Source organism: Fundidesulfovibrio agrisoli (assembly GCF_022808715.1).
Taxonomy (GTDB): domain Bacteria; phylum Desulfobacterota; class Desulfovibrionia; order Desulfovibrionales; family Desulfovibrionaceae; genus Fundidesulfovibrio; species Fundidesulfovibrio agrisoli.
The window spans coordinates 246,798-263,223 of sequence record NZ_JAKZKX010000002.1 but is presented as its reverse complement, the minus strand read 5'-3'; the positions used below and the strand labels follow the sequence as shown (position 1 = coordinate 263,223).

16 protein-coding genes are annotated in these 16,426 nt (G+C 66.9%); 10 read left to right on the top strand and 6 right to left on the bottom strand.

What is annotated here, in order from left to right:
* The first annotated feature begins 7 nt into the window (after window positions 1-7).
* From glmM to MLE27_RS02585, 6 genes are all read left to right on the top strand, one after another.
* Entirely contained in the window at window positions 8-1,363 is a 1,356-nt protein-coding gene (glmM, locus tag MLE27_RS02610) for a phosphoglucosamine mutase (RefSeq protein WP_243310327.1), read from the top strand.
* Window positions 1,364-1,448: 85 nt separating this feature from the next.
* Entirely contained in the window at window positions 1,449-2,315 is an 867-nt protein-coding gene (gene galU, locus MLE27_RS02605; protein ID WP_243310326.1) for a UTP--glucose-1-phosphate uridylyltransferase GalU, read from the top strand.
* Window positions 2,316-2,364: 49 nt separating this feature from the next.
* Window positions 2,365-4,722, top strand: coding sequence for a replication restart helicase PriA (gene priA / locus MLE27_RS02600; RefSeq protein ID WP_243310325.1), 2,358 nt, complete (start codon window positions 2,365-2,367; stop codon window positions 4,720-4,722).
* A gap of 87 nt (window positions 4,723-4,809) precedes the next feature.
* The gene (locus MLE27_RS02595; protein WP_243310324.1) at window positions 4,810-5,895 is read left to right on the top strand and encodes a VOC family protein; all 1,086 of its coding nucleotides are present in this window, start codon (window positions 4,810-4,812) and stop codon (window positions 5,893-5,895) included.
* Window positions 5,896-5,910: 15 nt separating this feature from the next.
* A complete protein-coding gene (locus MLE27_RS02590; RefSeq protein ID WP_243310323.1) occupies window positions 5,911-6,309 on the top strand; it encodes a hypothetical protein in 399 nt (132 codons plus the stop codon).
* Between the two features lie 77 nt (window positions 6,310-6,386).
* Window positions 6,387-6,614, top strand: coding sequence for a glycine zipper domain-containing protein (locus MLE27_RS02585; RefSeq protein WP_243310322.1), 228 nt, complete (start codon window positions 6,387-6,389; stop codon window positions 6,612-6,614).
* Window positions 6,615-6,788: 174 nt separating this feature from the next.
* Here the strand turns inward: MLE27_RS02585 and MLE27_RS02580 are convergent, their stop codons facing one another.
* The 6 genes from MLE27_RS02580 to MLE27_RS02555 form a co-directional block, all read right to left on the bottom strand.
* Window positions 6,789-8,996, bottom strand: coding sequence for an EAL domain-containing response regulator (locus MLE27_RS02580; protein WP_243310321.1), 2,208 nt, complete (start codon window positions 8,994-8,996; stop codon window positions 6,789-6,791).
* A 4-nt stretch (window positions 8,997-9,000) separates the two neighbouring features.
* Window positions 9,001-9,381 (bottom strand): response regulator, encoded by a 381-nt coding sequence (locus MLE27_RS02575; RefSeq protein ID WP_243310320.1) that lies wholly within the window; start codon window positions 9,379-9,381, stop codon window positions 9,001-9,003.
* 208 nt (window positions 9,382-9,589) lie between these two features.
* Window positions 9,590-9,967 (bottom strand): YbjQ family protein, encoded by a 378-nt coding sequence (locus MLE27_RS02570; RefSeq protein ID WP_243310319.1) that lies wholly within the window; start codon window positions 9,965-9,967, stop codon window positions 9,590-9,592.
* Window positions 9,968-10,176: 209 nt separating this feature from the next.
* Entirely contained in the window at window positions 10,177-11,181 is a 1,005-nt protein-coding gene (gene hypE / locus MLE27_RS02565) for a hydrogenase expression/formation protein HypE (protein WP_243310318.1), read from the bottom strand.
* A gap of 6 nt (window positions 11,182-11,187) precedes the next feature.
* Complete coding sequence (hypD, locus tag MLE27_RS02560; RefSeq protein WP_243310317.1) at window positions 11,188-12,294, bottom strand: hydrogenase formation protein HypD; 1,107 nt, start codon at window positions 12,292-12,294, stop codon at window positions 11,188-11,190.
* A complete protein-coding gene (locus MLE27_RS02555) occupies window positions 12,281-12,508 on the bottom strand; it encodes a HypC/HybG/HupF family hydrogenase formation chaperone (RefSeq protein ID WP_243310316.1) in 228 nt (75 codons plus the stop codon). The genes hypD and MLE27_RS02555 overlap by 14 nt, the downstream gene beginning before the upstream one ends.
* A gap of 429 nt (window positions 12,509-12,937) precedes the next feature.
* Here MLE27_RS02555 and MLE27_RS18110 point away from each other — a divergent pair, with 429 nt between their 5' ends.
* From MLE27_RS18110 to carA, 4 genes are all read left to right on the top strand, one after another.
* Complete coding sequence (locus MLE27_RS18110) at window positions 12,938-13,681, top strand: tetratricopeptide repeat protein (protein WP_243310315.1); 744 nt, start codon at window positions 12,938-12,940, stop codon at window positions 13,679-13,681.
* The gene (locus MLE27_RS02545; protein ID WP_243310314.1) at window positions 13,678-14,322 is read left to right on the top strand and encodes an HDIG domain-containing metalloprotein; all 645 of its coding nucleotides are present in this window, start codon (window positions 13,678-13,680) and stop codon (window positions 14,320-14,322) included. The genes MLE27_RS18110 and MLE27_RS02545 overlap by 4 nt, the downstream gene beginning before the upstream one ends.
* On the top strand, window positions 14,285-15,190 hold the full coding sequence (locus tag MLE27_RS02540; protein ID WP_243310313.1) for a D-alanine--D-alanine ligase family protein: 906 nt from the start codon (window positions 14,285-14,287) through the stop codon (window positions 15,188-15,190). The genes MLE27_RS02545 and MLE27_RS02540 overlap by 38 nt, the downstream gene beginning before the upstream one ends.
* 99 nt (window positions 15,191-15,289) lie before the next feature.
* A complete protein-coding gene (gene carA / locus MLE27_RS02535) occupies window positions 15,290-16,420 on the top strand; it encodes a glutamine-hydrolyzing carbamoyl-phosphate synthase small subunit (protein ID WP_243310312.1) in 1,131 nt (376 codons plus the stop codon).
* The last annotated feature ends 6 nt before the right edge of the window (window positions 16,421-16,426 follow it).

Below are 16,426 nucleotides of genomic sequence, written 5' to 3'. Positions count from 1 at the left end.
AGTATCGATGAACAAGCGCCTCTTCGGAACCGACGGCCTGCGCGGCCAGGTGAACATCCATCCCATGACCCCCGAAGTGGCCCTGCGCCTGGGCCTGGCGGCCGGCGTGCACTTCCGCAACGGCAAGGGCAGGCACAAGGTCGTCATCGGCAAGGATACGCGGCTCTCCGGCTATATCTTCGAATACGCGCTGGCCTCGGGTTTTTGCGCCTCGGGCATGGACGTCTTCCTGGTGGGTCCGCTGCCCACCCCGGCCATCGCCTTCCTGACGCGCTCCATGCGGGCGGACGTGGGCGTGGTGATCTCCGCCTCCCACAACCCCTACATGGACAACGGCATCAAGTTCTTCGACCGCCAGGGCTGCAAGCTGCCCGACGACGCCGAAGACCGCATCGCCGAGCGCGTGACCGGCTGCGACGAGTCCTGCTGGGAGTTCCCCGCCCCCGAGGACGTGGGCCGGGCCTTCAAGATCGAGGACAGCCCCGGGCGATACAACGTCTACCTCAAGTCCACCATCCCCTCGGAGCTGACCTTCGACGGCCTCAAGGTGGTCATCGACTGCGCCAACGGCGCGGCCTACCGCGTCTCGCCCCTGATCCTGGAGGAGCTGGGGGCCAAGGTGATCCGCGCGGGCGTGGAGCCCGACGGCAAGAACATCAACCGCCAGGTGGGCTCGCTCTATCCCTCCGTGGCGGCCCAGATGGTCCGGGAGACGGGGGCCGACATCGGCATCGCCCTGGACGGCGACGCGGACCGCGTGATCGTGGTGGACGAGAAGGGAACCGTGCTCGACGGCGACCAGATCATGGCCATCTGCGCCCTGGACATGATGGAGCGGGGCGAACTGCCCGGCAACCTGCTGGTGGCCACCGTGATGAGCAACATGGCCCTGGAGGTGTTCATGAACGAGCGCGGCGGCAGGCTGCTGCGCACCCCCGTGGGCGACCGCTACGTCTTCGAGGCCATGCAGCGCGAAGGCGCCACCCTGGGCGGGGAGCAGTCCGGCCACATTATCTTCAGGCGCCACGCCACCACCGGCGACGGCACCCTGGCCGCCCTGCAGCTGATCCGCATCATGCTGGAGCGGGGCAAGCCCCTCTCCGAGCTGGCCAACCTGCTCAGGCCCTACCCGCAATTGCTCATCAACGTGCACGTGGAGCGCAAGATCCCCTTCGACCGCGTCCCGGCGGTAACCAAGGCCGTGGCCGAGTGCGAGGCCGCCCTGGCGGGCAAGGGCCGCGTGCTCCTGCGCTATTCCGGCACGGAGTCGGTGGCCAGGGTCATGGTGGAGGGGTCGGACGACGCCCTGGTGCGCTCCCTGGCGGAGGGCCTGGCGGGCACCCTCAAGGAGCACCTGCGCTGAGCAGGCCGTTTTCACTGGACTTTCTAGGCGATTCCCATAGAAAATCGCTAGAGGAATAAAGGCGCGAGCCTGGAGGTTGAGTCCGATGGAGATCAAGAAAGTCGTCGTTCCCGTGGCGGGCTGGGGCACGCGCTCACTGCCGGCCACCAAGAACGTTCCCAAGGAGATGCTGCCCATCTTCAAGAAGCCGGTGGTGCAGTACGTGGTGGAGGAGGCCCAGGCGGCCGGGCTCACGGACGTGGTGTTCATCACCAACCGCAACAAGACCATCATCGAGGACCACTTCGACTACAACCTGGCCTTGGAGAACATCCTGGAGCGCTCCGGCAAGCTCGACCTGCTGGAGACCGTGCGCCAGACCGCCGAGATGGCCAACATCATCACCGTGCGCCAGAAGAAGCAGCTGGGCCTTGGCCACGCCGTGCTCTGCGCCAAGGAAGTGGTCAAGAACGAGCCCTTCGCGGTCATGGTGGGCGACGACCTGATGTTCAGCATGGAGCCGGGCATCAAGCAGCTCATGGCCGTGGCCCAGTCCGAGCACATGTCCGTGGTGGGCGTGATGGAGGTCCCGGCGGACAAGGTCTCCAGCTACGGCATCATCGAGGCCGACGAGTTCTCCTCCGGCCTGTACCGCGTGCGCGACCTGGTGGAGAAGCCCAAGCCCAGCGAGGCCCCCTCCAAGCTGGCCATGGTGGGCCGCTACGTGCTCTTCCCCGAGATCTTCGAGCACCTGGAAGCCCTGACCCCCAACAAGGAGGGCGAGTACCAGCTCACCGACGCCCTGCGCGGCCAGGCCAAGAAGGGCCGCCTGCTGGCGGTGAAGCTTCGGGGCCAGCGCTTCGACGCGGGCGACTGGGTGGACTACCTGGCCGCCAACATCTACTTCGCCCTGCAGGACGAGGAGCTGCGCTACCCGCTCATCTCCAAGCTGCGGGACTTCATGCCCGTTTAACCGCACCCCCGGCCGGGCCGCCCTGCGCGGCCCGGCCTTTCCCACCGCCATGTCCACCCTTGTGCGCGTAGCGCTGCTCTCACCGCCGTTCGCCTCGCTGACCTACGGCGTCCCCCCGCATTTCGCGGGCTGGGATCTGCCGCCCGGCCTGCGCGTGGCCGTGCCCATGGGCCGTTCCCTGCGCGCCGGGGTGGTGCTCGGCCCGGGCGAACCCCTGCCCGAGGGCGTGGCCCTGCGCGATTTCGTCTGGCCCCTGGAGCTGTCGCCCCTGCTTGCGCCGGGCTATGTGACCCTGGTGGAGAACCTGGCCGCCCGCCAGATGGCCCACCCCGGCCAGGTGCTGGCCACGCTGCTTCCGGCGGGGCTGCGTTCGGCCAAGGCCAGCCTGACCGTGCGCCAGGGCGGGCGCAGACAGAAGGTGCCGCTCTCCAAGGTTGAAGACTGCCCTGTGCCTCTGGCGGATTTGGCCGTGGCCTGGCGCGGGGGCGAGGCCGTGCTCTCCGTCTCCGCCGCCGAGCCGGAGCCCGCCTACCGCCTGCTGGTGGACCCGCCCTGGCCCGTGCGCCCGGCGGCCTCCGTGCAGATCGCCGTGCTGGAGATGCTCTTCGCCAGGGGCCAGGCCACCCCGTCGCAGCTGCGCGATTCCCTGGGGCCGGGCGTGGGTGCCGCGCTCAAGACTTTGGAGGGCAAGGGCTGCATCGTGCTCGGCCCGCCGCCGGAGGAGCCCGACGAACCCTGCGACCCCTGCGAACCCGAAGACCGCCCCCCCCTGACCGCCGAGCAGGCCGCCGCGCTTGAGGAGCTTGCGCCCCAGCTGCCCCCCGGCCCCGGCGGGGAGCGGCTGGTGCACGGGGTCACGGGCAGCGGCAAGACGCGCCTGTATTTCGAGCTGGCCCTGGAGACGCTTCGCCGGGGCAGGTCCGTAATGCTGCTCGCGCCCGAGGTGGCCCTGGCCTCGGCACTGCGAGCAAGAGCTCGGGCCTGGTTCGGGTTCGAGCCGGTGTTCTCACACGGCTACCAGACCCCGGTGCGCCGCGAGCGCGTCTTCCGCGAGGCGGCCCAGGCCCGCTCCCCCCATCTGTACGTGGGGACGCGCTCCGCGTTGTTCCTGCCCGTTGCGGACCTTGGCCTGATCGTCCTCGACGAGGAGCACGACGCCTCTTTCAAGCAGGACGAGCGCCTGCCCTACCAGGCCAAGGAAGTGGCCTTCTTCCGCGCCCGCCAGGCCGGGGCCTTGCTGCTGCTGGGCTCGGCCACGCCGGACGTGAAGACCTACCAGTCCGCGCTGGACGGCGCGACGCCCAAGGTGGTCATGGCCGGGCGCGCCGGGGCGGGGCGGCTCCCGGATGTGGAGCTGGTGGACATGTCCACCCGGGACAAGGCCGTGCACCTGGACGCCTGCCTGGGCCGGGAGGGCGCGGGCCTGCTGGCCCCGCAGACGCTCGCGGCCCTGGCCGAGACGGTGGAGAAGGGCGAGCAGGCCATGATCCTGCTGAACAGGCGCGGCTACGCCCCGCTGATCTTCTGCCTGGATTGCGAGCAGGTGCAGCGCTGCCCCAGTTGCGAGGTCTCCCTGACCTACCACAAGGGCCGGGAGCGCCTGGTCTGCCATTACTGCGGCCTGAGCCTGGGCTTTCCGCGCCCGTGCTCCGCGTGCGGGGGGTGCAACTTCCTGCCCATGGGCGAGGGCACGGAGATGCTGGCCGAGCAGCTCCAGGCCGTGCTGCCCGCGGACGCCGCGGTGGCCCGGCTGGACCGCGACGTGGCCCGCCGCGCGGGCAGGGCCGAGGCCATCCTGGATGATTTCGGGCAGGGCCGCTCCCAGGTGCTGGTGGGCACGCAGATGCTCTCCAAGGGGCACGATTTCCCGGATGTGACCTTGGTGGTGGTGGCCGACGGGGACATGGGGCGCAACATGCCCGACTACCGCGCCGAGGAGCGCAGCTTCCAGATGCTGGTGCAGGTGGCGGGGCGCGCCGGGCGCGGCGGCAAGGCGGGCAGGGTGCTCATCCAGACGCGCACCCCCGGCGACCCCTTCTGGGAGCTGGTGCGCAACGCCGATTACGAGGGCTTCTTCGCCCAGCAGATCGAGAAGCGCCGCAAGTACGGCTATCCGCCGTTCGTGAAGCTGGGCCTTGTGCGGGCCAGCTACCCACGGGACTGGGAGCAGGGGCCGGAGGCCATCACGGAGCTTTCGCGCGCGCTGCGGGGCGTGGCCGGGGTGCGCGTGCTCGGGCCGTCGCCCGCGCCCATCGCCGTGCTGCGCGACCGCAGGCGCTTCAACTGCCTGCTCAAGGCGCAGGACTGGCCGTCCATCCGCCAGAGCTACGCCCAGGCCCTGCGGGCCATGACCGGCAACGGGAAGCTCAGGCTACAGCTGGATCTGGATCCGGTGGATATGATGTAACACTCACTTCCTGGAAAATCACTCCCGGCTGGACAACCTGCCCGAAAGCGCTATGATACCCCCATGACTCAACATCCCGGGGGTTCCATGTCCGTATTTTTGAAGAACGACGACAACGTCCTGCTGGCCACCTCCGAGGCCATCATCCAGGAGCGTCGCAAGCTTGGCCTGGAGGGCCTGGTGGGCGGCCTGGAGGCCGTGGTGATCTCCACCGAGCAGGATCATTTCCAGCCAGCCGTCCTGCAACTGCTCTCCACCACGGGGCACCAGCTCAAGTACGCCTTCTCCGACGGTGACCGCGACGTGGCCGTGCTGGCCCTGGAAGGCTCAGCCGACCTCATCGTGCAGACCCGCACCGGCGCCGACAACCCCTTCCGCGAGGCCAACCGCGGGGCCAAGACCGCCGCCATGCCCAACACCCGGCTGGAGACGTTCGTCTTCAAGTGCCGGGACGTTCGTGAATACACTCGAATCCAGCGCGAACGCGGGGTGTTCTTCCTGAAGGACCACGTGTTCGACAACTCCCGCTATCGCTACGCCCAGACCATGCCTTCGCGCTTCACCGGCAACGCCATCGGCCTGGTGGAGTGGAAAACCCGTGAGTCCGACTACCTGACGGACGACTGCAGGCCCCTGGCCCTGCCCGTGACCAAACCCGCCAAAGCCTACCTGGCCAACATCGGCGAACTGGACCACGTGGCCACCCGCGTGCGCGCCGAGGAGCGCGACGCCGCCATCCTGGAGTTCATGCAGCTCACCGGCTACAATTTCACCTTCTCGGTCTACGTGGAGCCGCTCAACTCCATCACCAACGTGGCCCGGCTCACCCCGGAAGACTACGCCCAGGTGTTCACCTCGGGCATCGAGCCCTTCCAGAGCGTGGAGACCTCCGGCCCCACGGAGCTGTTCATCCACAACTACGGGCCGCGCAGCCACCACATGGCCTTCAACACCGCCAACATCGAGAGCACGGTGGAGGCCCTGCGCGCCGACGGGCTGGGCTTCCTTTCCGAGCTGGTCGGCTCCCGCGAGGAGGGGCTCAAGCAGATTTTCAGCAAGATGAGCCCGCACACGTTGCTGGTGAACGAATACATCCAGCGCTACGACGGGTTCGACGGATTCTTCACCAAGTCCAACGTAACGTTGCTTACCGAATCAACTAGAAATCAGTAACCAAGGAGGTACGGTGTGGCGATTTGCAGGACGATCCTACTGACGGCGATGGTCGCCGTCGTCGCTCTGTTCGCATGCGGCGCGGCCCAGGCCCAGGCCATGGCCCAGGACAAGACCACCTTCCCGGTCATCACGGGCGAGAACTGGGTCAACGCCACCGACGGCGAGCGCCTGGCCTTCATCGCCGGGCTCACGACCATGGTGGAGCTGGAAAAGGAAGTCCAGGGCGACAGTCTCCCCCCTGTCCAGAAGAGCCTTGTCCCGAGTTGGGTGCGCGGCCTGTCGCGCTACACCCTCAAGGAGATCGTCGCGGCCATGGACAAGGCCTTCGCCACAAAGCCCGAGCTCAAGTCCAAGCCGGTGGTCGAGGTTCTGTGGTACGAAGTGGCCATCCCTGAGACTCCAGCCAAATAGCGGGTGAAACCATGAGCAGAACTCTCACCACGGGTGTCCTTGTCCTTTCGTTGTTGTTGGGCGCCGGATGCACCAACATGACCAAAACCCAGCAGGGCGCGTTGAGCGGCGGCGTCATCGGCGCTGGCGCCGGCGCTGGCATCGCGGCCATCGCCGGCGGCTATGTGGGCGTGGGCGCGGCCGTGGGCGGCGCGCTCGGCGCGGTGGCGGGCGGCCTCTACGGCCACGAGCAGGAGAAAAAGGCCGCGCCCAGCACCTACAAGAAGAAAAAGCAAGCTCCCCCCCCTCCGGCCGAAACCTATTGAGTGCCGAAGTTGCGGGATGATCCCTCCCGGGCCTTCGTGACCGGCGGGCGCGCCAAGCGCGGCGGCCGTCTGACGGAGGCCTCCCGGGCCTGATGCAGCTAAAAGCCCCCGCGCATCGCCGATGCGCGGGGGCTTTGTCATTGCGGTATGGCCGCCTGGAGTGTTCCAGGGCGGCTAGCGCCGCTCGGCGAAGTCCTTCTCCAGGTAGTTCATGATGGCCTCGGCCGGCTGCGGCCTGGAGAACAGGAACCCCTGGGCCATCTGGCAGCCCAGCGTCCTGATGACGGCGAGTTGGGCTTCGGTCTCCACGCCTTCGGCGATGAGGCCCAGGCCCAGGTTGCGCCCCAGGCCCACGATGGCCCGCACGATCTCCGCGTGGCCGCCGGTGGCGTCGATCTCCCGGATGAAGGAGCGGTCGATCTTGAGCATGTCGATGGGGAAGCGGTGCAGGTACGACAGCGAGGAGTAGCCCGTGCCGAAGTCGTCCACGAAAAGGCGCAGGCCCAGGGCCTTGAGCTCCTCCAGGCGTTCGATGGAAGCTTCGCCGCGATCCATGATGACGCTCTCGGTGATCTCCAGTTCCAGGCTGCCCGGAGCGATCTCCGCCGTCTGGAGCAGGCCCGCCAGCTTCTGGCCCAGGTCCGTCTGGGAGAACTGCTTGGCCGAAATGTTGACGGTCATGGAGAGGGGCGTGGGCAGCGGGAAGCGCTTCTGGATGAGGGCCAGCATGCGGCAGGCCTCTTCCAGTACCCACCAGCCCAGCGGCACGATGAGCCCGTTCTCCTCGGCCAGGGGAATGAACTCAAGGGGCGGGATGTAGCCCCGCTCGGGGTGCTTCCAGCGCAGCAGGGCCTCCAGGCTCACTGTCGCGCCGGTGTTCACGTCCACGATGGGCTGGTAGTGCAGCTCGAATTCGTTCTTGGCCAGGGCCCTGCGGAACTCGTTCTCCATGGTGAGCAGGCGGATGGTCTGCTCGTGCAGGGCGTTGTCGAACACCTCGTAGCGCGACTTGCCCATGCTCTTGGCGCGGTACATGGTCAGGTCCGCGTCGCGCAGCACTTCCTCGGCGGTGCCGCAGTAGCCCGTGCAGCAGATGATGCCGATGGAGACGGTGCTGTAGATCTCCTGCCCGTCGATGTTGAAGGGCGCGCTCAATTCCTCGAGGATGCGCTCCGCCACCAGCGTGGCCCCGGAGAGGCTGCGCACCTGCTCCGAGATGACGGCGAACTCGTCGCCGCCCATGCGGGCCAGGGTGTCGGCCTCGCGGGTGACGGTCTTCAGGCGCTCGGCCAGCTTGATGAGGAACTGGTCGCCCAGGGCGTGGCCGAGGCTGTCGTTGATGACCTTGAAGCGGTCCACGTCAAGGTAGAGCAGGGCGAAGAAGCTGTTGTGCCGGGCGCAGCGCGTGATGGCCTGGGAGAGGCGGTCCATGAACAGGGCGCGGTTGGGCAGGCCGGTGAGGGCGTCGTGCAGCGACTGGTGCAGCAGCTGCTCCTCGAAGCGCTTGTGCTCGCTGATGTCCTCCAGGGTTCCCTCGTAGCGCACGTTCTCGCCGGTGGGGCCGTGCACGAGGTGGGCGTTGATGGAGGCCCACAGGGGGCTGCCGTCCTGGCGCACGGTCTGCACCTCGAAGGCCTGGATGCTGCCGTGGTCGCTCATGACGCGCTGGAATATCTCGCGCTTGCTGGGGTCGCTGCAGATGCGCTCCGCCAGGTCGCTGACCGAACCGGCCATCTCCTCCAGGGAGGCGTAGCCCAGGATGCGGGCCATGGCCGGGTTGGCGCTCACCATGCGGCCCTGGTGGTCCACCTGGAAGATGCCCTCGATGGCGTTCTCGAAGATGGAGCGGTATTTGGCCTCGGCGGCGTTGCGCTCGTTGATCTCGGTCTGGAGGCGCTTGTTGGTCTCCTCCAGTTGGAGGGTGCGGTCGTGGAGCTCGACGGTCCTGCGGCGGACCTGTTTTTCCAGGTTCTCGCGGTGGGCCTTGTTCTCCTTGAGGAGCTTGGCCCGCTCCAGGGCGCGGCGCACGCAGTGCTCCAGGATGCCCAGGTCCTCCACGGGCTTGAGCACGTAGTCCCAGGCGCCGAGGCGCAGGGCCTCGATGGCGTCCTGGATCATGCCGGTGCCGGAGACCACGATGATGGGCACGTCCGGGGCCTCGCGAACCACGGTGGCCAGCACTTCGAGGCCGTCCATCTCGGGCATGCGCAGGTCAACAAGGATGATGTCGGGGTGTTCGGCGCGGAAGACTTCAAGGCCGAGGCGGCCGTTGGAGGCCTGGAGCACCTTGAAACCGCTGTCTTCGAGGTAGGCCTGGAAGGAGCGCCGGATGACATCTTCATCGTCGATGGTCAGCAGCGTGGCCAAGGGCTCATATGTCATGGGGTCATTCCTGGAGGAGAGTCGTGATTTTGCGCACCATTTCCCCCATGTCCAGCACGGGCTTGAAGAAGACGTGGCTGTCGTCGAGCCCTGCGGACTTGAGGTCCTCCGAGAGGCTGAACTTGGTGGAGCCGGTGTGGATGAGGAACTTCATGCCCGGATGGTCGCGGGCAAGCTCGAGAATCAGGGCCGCGCCGTCCATTCCGGGCAGGCGCAGGTCCACGACGGCCAGATGCGGCGGGTTCGAGCGCGCGACGTCGATCGCCTGTTCGGCTGAATCGGCGGTGCGGACCATGAAGCCTTCGTCCTCGAGGTATGCGGCCAGACTGAGCCGCACGGGGGCTTCGTCGTCAACTACCAGAAGTTCGGCTTCATCGGTGCGCATTGTGTGTCGCTTGCAAACGTTGGACGTCGTAACTCCACGGCATAAGTCACGTCATCGATACGCGAAAACAAGGCTCAGGCCAATTCATTTTTATCTCGGAGCGCCACGGTAGGGATTGTTCTGGCGACGGACGGTGCGAAATGCCCGCCCGTCCCCCCGCGGAGGGGCCGGGCGGGCAAAAATCGTCCGCAGGCGGCTGGTGCGGGGCCTAGTGCGTTATGGCCCTGCGGATGGCGGTCCTGGCCTGGGCGGTCTTGTCCAGGGTGATGGCGGTGCCGTAGCAGCTGAAGAACTTGGAGCCGTCGGGATGGAAGGCCACGGCCTCCTGATAGCCCACGATGGCTTCCGCGCCGATCTCCATGGCGGATGCGGCCAGGGAGAGCATGGCGCACTCGGCGTCGTAGCCGCGCCCGTGGACCAGGCCCAGCACGCTTTTGGCGCGGCGGCCCTTGATGCTCGGTGTGGTGACCATCAGGAACTTGCCGGAGTAGAACATCTCCTTGGCGTGCTGGAGGCGCTTGCCCTGCTTGAGTTCCTCGTTGGGATCCTTCGCTTTGCGGTCCGAACCGGTGAAGATCGAGAGCATGGCTCCTCCTTGCGGCTTAGAGAGTATGTCGCTCCGGCCTGGGCCGGTGTGTGTCGTCCCAAAAGCATAGCAGTATCCATGCCATGTGGGCCTGGTATGTTATTCCGAGGTGTTGGCGCGAAGGGTTGCCGCATGTGTCGGAAATCCGGCGGCAAAAAAAGCCCGGAGGCGGGGGGCCTCCGGGCTTGCATGTGCGATTTCAGGGAGCGTCAGCAGATGCGGGGCAGCTGCTCGCCTTCGAGCATGCCGAGCATCCTGTGCCCGCCCATGCCGGTGCGCAGCACCACCTTGCCAGGCCTGTCGGCCACCACAGAGCCGATCACCCTGGCCTGGCGGCCCAGCGGGTCGCGGCGCATGATGGTCAGGGCCTGCTGGGCGTACTTCTGGGGCAGCACGCAGATGAGCTTGCCCTCGTTGGCGAGGTAGAGCGGGTCCAGCCCGAGGATGTCGCAGCCGGCGCGCACCACGTCGCTCACGGGGATGGCGGGCTCGTCCAGCACGATGCCCACGGAGGACTGCTGGGCGATCTCGTTGAGCGAGGTGGCCAGGCCGCCGCGGGTGGGGTCGCGCAGCACGTGGACCTTGGGCAGGGCCTCGATGAGCTTGAGCGTCAGATGATTGAGCGAGGCGCAGTCGCTCTGCACCGGAGCCTCGAAGGAGAGGCCCTGGCGGTGGGAGAGCACGGTGAGGCCATGGTCGCCCAGGGTGCCGGAGATGATGACCGCGTCGCCGGGCTTGGCCCTGTGCCCGCTGGGGGCGGGGTTGGCCAGCACCTGGCCGATGCCGGTGGTGTTGATGAAGATCTTGTCCGCCGTGCCGCGCGGCACCACCTTGGTGTCGCCCGCCACGATGCGGACCTTGGCCTTTCTCGCGGCCTGCCCCATGGAGGCCACGATGCGCTCCAGGTCGGCCACGGCGAAGCCTTCCTCGATGATGAAGCCGCAGGTCAGGTAGAGCGGCCTGGCCCCGAGCATGGCCACGTCGTTGACGGTGCCGTGCACGGCCAGGGCGCCGATGTCACCTCCGGGGAAGAAGATGGGGTCCACCGTGAAGGAGTCGGTGCTGACGGCCAGAGGCCCGGAGGCGTTGAGCAGGGCCGCGTCGTCCATGCGGTTGAGGATGGGGTTGCCCAGGTGCTTGAAGAACACGTCGGCCACCAACCGGTGGGAGGCCAGGCCCCCGCTGCCTTGATCCAGAAGAATCTTGTCGCTCATGGAGCCCTACCGGTCGGAGTTGAGGTCGATCTGGTATTTGAAGTACGCGGCGCAACTGCCCTCGGTGGAGACCATGCACGGGCCCACGGGCTGGGCCGGGGTGCAGGCCTTGCCGAACAGCGGGCACTCGTCGGGGCGCATGATGCCCTTGAGCACCTCGCCGCAACGGCAGCCGGGCAGCGGCTTGGAGGCCTTGAGCTCCACGCCGAGCACCTCGAAGGCGTCGTAGGCGCGGTAGGCGTCCGTGAAGCCCAGGCCGGAGAGCGGGATGGTGCCGATGCCGCGCCAGAGGGCGTCCACGGGCTTGTAGACCTCGGCCACGATGGCCCGGGCCTTGGGGTTGCCCTCGTCGGCCACCACGCGCTTGTAGTTGTTGATGACCTTGGGTTTGCCCTGGCGCTTCATCTCCGCCATGAGCAGGATGGCCTGGAGCAGGTCCACCGGCTCGAAACCGGCCACCACGGCGGGGATGCGGTAGCGCTCGGCCAGGGGCCTGTAGGGCTCCATGCCGATGATGGCGGAGACGTGGCCGGGCAGCATGAAGCCCTCCACGGCCATGTCCGGGTCGGAGAGCAGGGCGTCCAGGGCCGGGGGAACCAGCTTGTGGAAGGGCATGACCAGGAAGTTCTTGAGCCCCTCCTGGCGGGCGATCCGCACGGTGGCGGCCACGGTGGGGGTGGTGGTCTCGAAGCCGATGCCCAGGAAGACCACCTTGTCGCCGGGGTTGTCGCGGGCGATGGCCAGGGCGTCGAAGGGCGAATAGACCACCTCCACGCGGGCTCCCTCGGCGTGGGCCTTTTTCAGGCTGGCGCCGCCGGGGCCGGGCACGCGCATCAGGTCGCCGAAGGTGGCGATGATGACGCCCTCCTTGCCTGCGAGCTCGAGATAGGCGGCCACCTCGGATTCGTGCGTCACGCACACGGGGCAGCCAGGGCCGGTGAGGTGCACCACGGATTTCGGCAGCAGCGAATGCACGCCGCTGCGGAACAGGGCCACGGTGTGGGTGCCGCAGACTTCCATGAAGCGAAGGGTGGAGCCTTTGACGGATTCTTCGATCTGAGCCAGGAGCTCCTTGCAACGCGCCGGGTCGCGGAGGGGATCAGATGAGGTCAAGATTCCATCCCTCCTGGAAAATCTTCAACGTTTCCAGCGCTTCTTCGCGGTTGAGAATCCTGATCGCGAATCCTGCGTGGATGATGACGAATTCGCCCACGGCGGGTTTGTCTTCGATGAGGTCGAGACGGATCTGCTTGCGGACGCCGCCGATTTCAACGTCGGCGACCTCTCCTTCGATGTGCTTCACTTCCATGGGGACTGCCAGGCACATGGGTGAACCTCCCAAAATGATGCGGCGTTGTGAAATGGAAGCGCCGCGACTGGATGCACGGGTATATGGTGGCTCCAAGCGGGCAAGTCAAGGCCGGGAGGCGGAAGATGAACCTCCTTACATGGTTCTGACATCTGGAATTCATACCCGGGGGGTACATAATTCTGCCGGGAGCCCCCTCATGGCGGAGACTGTCGTCTCTCTTGGGCGGATTGTTGCCCGGATGCAGTATATCGGCTCCCAGGCATTCCATGCCGCCAGATTTGGCTTGCAAAAGCCTCGCGTGGCGTGGTAATGGCTCTTAAGTCAGGTAATCCGGCCGATGTGGCCTTCAGACGGTGTCGTATGAGCGAGCTGGAACCCCAGGACATCATTGTCCAGGCGCGAAAACATTTGTTGAACATCGTTTCCATCCTCAAGGATGGCTCGGTGGAAGACGCCATAAAGGCGGCTGTCTACGGCCTGTACGCCTACATAAAGCACGGCGGAGTCCTGATCCGTCAGGAAAAGAAGGAATACCAGGATCTGCTCACCAAGGCGGTGCACCTCATCAGCCTTGATCCAGTGGTGAAGCAGATGTGCCCGGAGCCGTTGGAATACGTGCCCCGCAACGAGCTCCAGCTCCTCTCGCGTCTGCGGGAGCTGCCCGAAAAGATGCGCTCCCTGCGCCAGGACCGGCAGCGCGAGGCCGAGGAGGCCCGGCTGCAATCCCGCACGGACCGCATGGAAAAGGGCCGCCAGCTCATCGCCCAGAGGTACTTCGACGGGGCCGTGCAGCACCTTGGCCGCCTGAGCGCCGACTTCCCCGGCGATGCGCCGCTCCAGGCCGAGATCGGCAAGATGCTCTTCGACATCAATCACATCGAGTGCATCACCTTTCTTGAGAAGGCCGTGGCCATCGACCGGCAGGATCACAAGAGCATGGCCATGATGGGCGTGGCCTTCCGGAAGATCCGCCAGTTCGACAACGCCGAGCGCGCCTACCGCTCCGCGCTGGAGAAGGACGAGAACAACGTGAACTATCTGTTCAACCTGTCGCGGGTCTACATCGACGCGGGGAAATGGAACCACGCCCAGGAGACGCTGCGCCGCGTACTGGAGATCGACCCCACGCTCGGCCCGGCGCGAAAGGCCCTGGAATTTGCCACCCGCCATTGCAGGGACCTGCTGTGAAGCCCGCATCCGCCCAGCCCCTCGCGCCCTGGCAGGTTTACGGCGGGCTGGAGGCTCCGTGCCTGCCCAGCCCCGCCGACATGCCCCCCGCGCCCACGGACATGCAGTGCTACGAATTCTGGGACCGCTACTGCATGCTGCCCCACATCCGCCAGCACAGCCTGGGCGTGGCCCGGGTGGCCACCCGGCTGGCCCTGCTGGGCAAGCGGGCCGGGCTGGATGTGGACGTGCAGACGGTGCGCGCCTCGGCCCTGCTGCACGACATCGCCAAGACCTACACCATCCGCCACGGAGGCAACCACAGCCAGCTGGGCGGAGCCTGGATGGAGCAGGCCACGGGCAATCCGCTGCTCTCCATGGGCATCGTGCACCACGTGCACTGGCCCTGGCATGTAGACGTGCGGGCCTTCTTCCTGCCGCTGGCCATCATCTACGGGGACAAGCGGGTCCGCCACGACACGGTAGTCACGCTTGACGAACGCTTCGAGGACCTCTACTCCCGCTACGGCAGCACGCAATACGTGCGCGACAGGCTGGCCGAATCGCGGCAGCAGTCCGCGATGATAGAAGAGGCCTTCGGAAACCTACTCGGGGTGGACCTCCATGAAGATACTTTTGATAGCGGGCGGATGGTCGAGTGAACGCGACGTCTCGCTGAGCGGGGCGCGCAACATCGACGCCGCCCTGCGCGCCCTGGGGCACGCGGTCACCTTCCTCGACCCGCTGCACAGCTTCGATTCCCTCACCGCCGAGGCCCGGCGGCACGACTTCGCCTTCCTGAACCTGCACGGCTCCCCCGGCGAGGACGGCCTGATCCAGGCCATCCTGGACGCGGCCGGCTGCCCCTACCAGGGCAGCGGCCCGGCTGCCTCCTTCCTGGCCCTGAACAAGGCCGCCGCCAAGCAGGTGTTCCGCGCCTGCGGCCTCGAAACGGCCGACTGGGAACTGCTGGTGGCCCACCCCGGCGAGGCCTGGCGGCCCCGCTTCGGCCTGCCCGCGTTCTTCAAGCCCAACAACGGCGGCTCCAGCCTGGGCATGAGCCTGGTGCGCCAGGAGTCCGGCCTGCCCGCCGCCCTGGCCGCCGCCTTCGAGCGCGACCGGGAGGTGCTGGTGGAGCCCGCCCTGGACGGGCTGGAGGTCACCTGCGCCGTGCTCGGCGACGAAGCCCTTCCGCCCATCCTCATCAAGCCCAAGGCCGGAGTCTTCTTCGACTACGAAAGCAAGTACGTGAAGGACGCCGCGGAGGAGATCTGCCCCGCGCCCCTGCCCGGCGAGATTCTCGCGGCGGTGGAGCGCGCCTCCCTGGCCGCTCACAAGGCCCTTGGCCTGCGGGGCTGCAGCCGCTCCGACTTCATCCTCACCGGGCAGGCCCCGGTGCTGCTGGAGGTCAACACCCTCCCGGGCATGACCTCCACCAGCCTGCTGCCCAGGGCTGCGGGGGCCGTGGGGCTTGACTATACGGCCCTGGTGGGGCGGCTGATAGAATTGGGCCTTTCCGGTAGGGAATAGAACAACGCACTGGACGAACAGGCCCCCGGCATTATACAGCACCTGTCCGGCCGAAGGCCCCGCCATTTCACGCCGCTCATGCGGTTTTCTGGAGCATCAATGAGAGCTTTTCTTGCCCTTGAGGACGGCACCTGGTTCGAAGGCGCCTCTTTCACCGGTTCGGGCCGCGCAGGCGGCGAGGTCATCTTCAATACCGGCATGACCGGCTACCAGGAGGTCCTCACCGACCCCTCCTACACCGGCCAGATGGTCTGCATGACCTACCCCCATATAGGCAACTACGGCGTCAACCTGGAGGACGTGGAGTCCGACCGCGTCCGGGTCGCGTCCTTCATCGTCAAGGAATGCTGCAAGACCCCCTCCAACTGGCGCGCCAAGGAGAGCCTTCCCGCCTACCTGGAGCGCCACGGCGTCATGGGCATCGAGGGAATCGACACCCGCGCCCTGACCCGCCACCTGCGCCTGCACGGCGCGCAGCGCGGCATCATCTCCACCGAATGCTCCGACCCGCGGGACCTCGTGCGCCAGGCCCAGGAGCTGCCCTCCATGGAAGGCCTGAACCTGGCCGACGCGGTGACCCCCAAGGAACCCTACGTCTGGGAGAACGGCAGGCCCCGCATCGTGGCCCTCAAGCCCGACGGCGGGTACGACTGGCCCGGCACCGGCCCGCGCGTGGTGGCCTTCGACTGCGGCATCAAGTGGAACATCCTGCGTCTGCTGGTTGCCCAGGGGCTCGATCTGCTGGTGGTTCCGGCCTTCTTCACCGCCGAGCAGGTGCGCAAGCTGAACCCCGAATCCATTTTCCTCTCCAGCGGCCCCGGCGACCCGGCCGCCCTCACCGACATGGTGCACGCCACCAGCCTGCTGGTGAACGACTACCCCACGGCGGGCATCTGCCTGGGCCACCAGCTGCTGGGCCTGGCCCTCGGCGGCAGGACCTACAAGCTCAAGTTCGGCCACCACGGCCTGAACCACCCCGTGAAGGAGATCGCCACCGGGCACATCGAGATCTCCTCCCAGAACCACGGCTTCTGCGTGGACCTGGCCAGCCTGGACAACGTGGAGATGACCCACGTGAACCTGAACGACAACACGCTGGAAGGCTTCGCGCACACCAAGAAGCCCATCATCGCCATCCAGTACCACCCCGAGGCCGGGCCGGGACCCCACGACAGCCGGTCCTTCTTCGTCCGCTACCGGGAGATGTTGCGCAGGGAGCTTGGTCGCTAAAAGCCG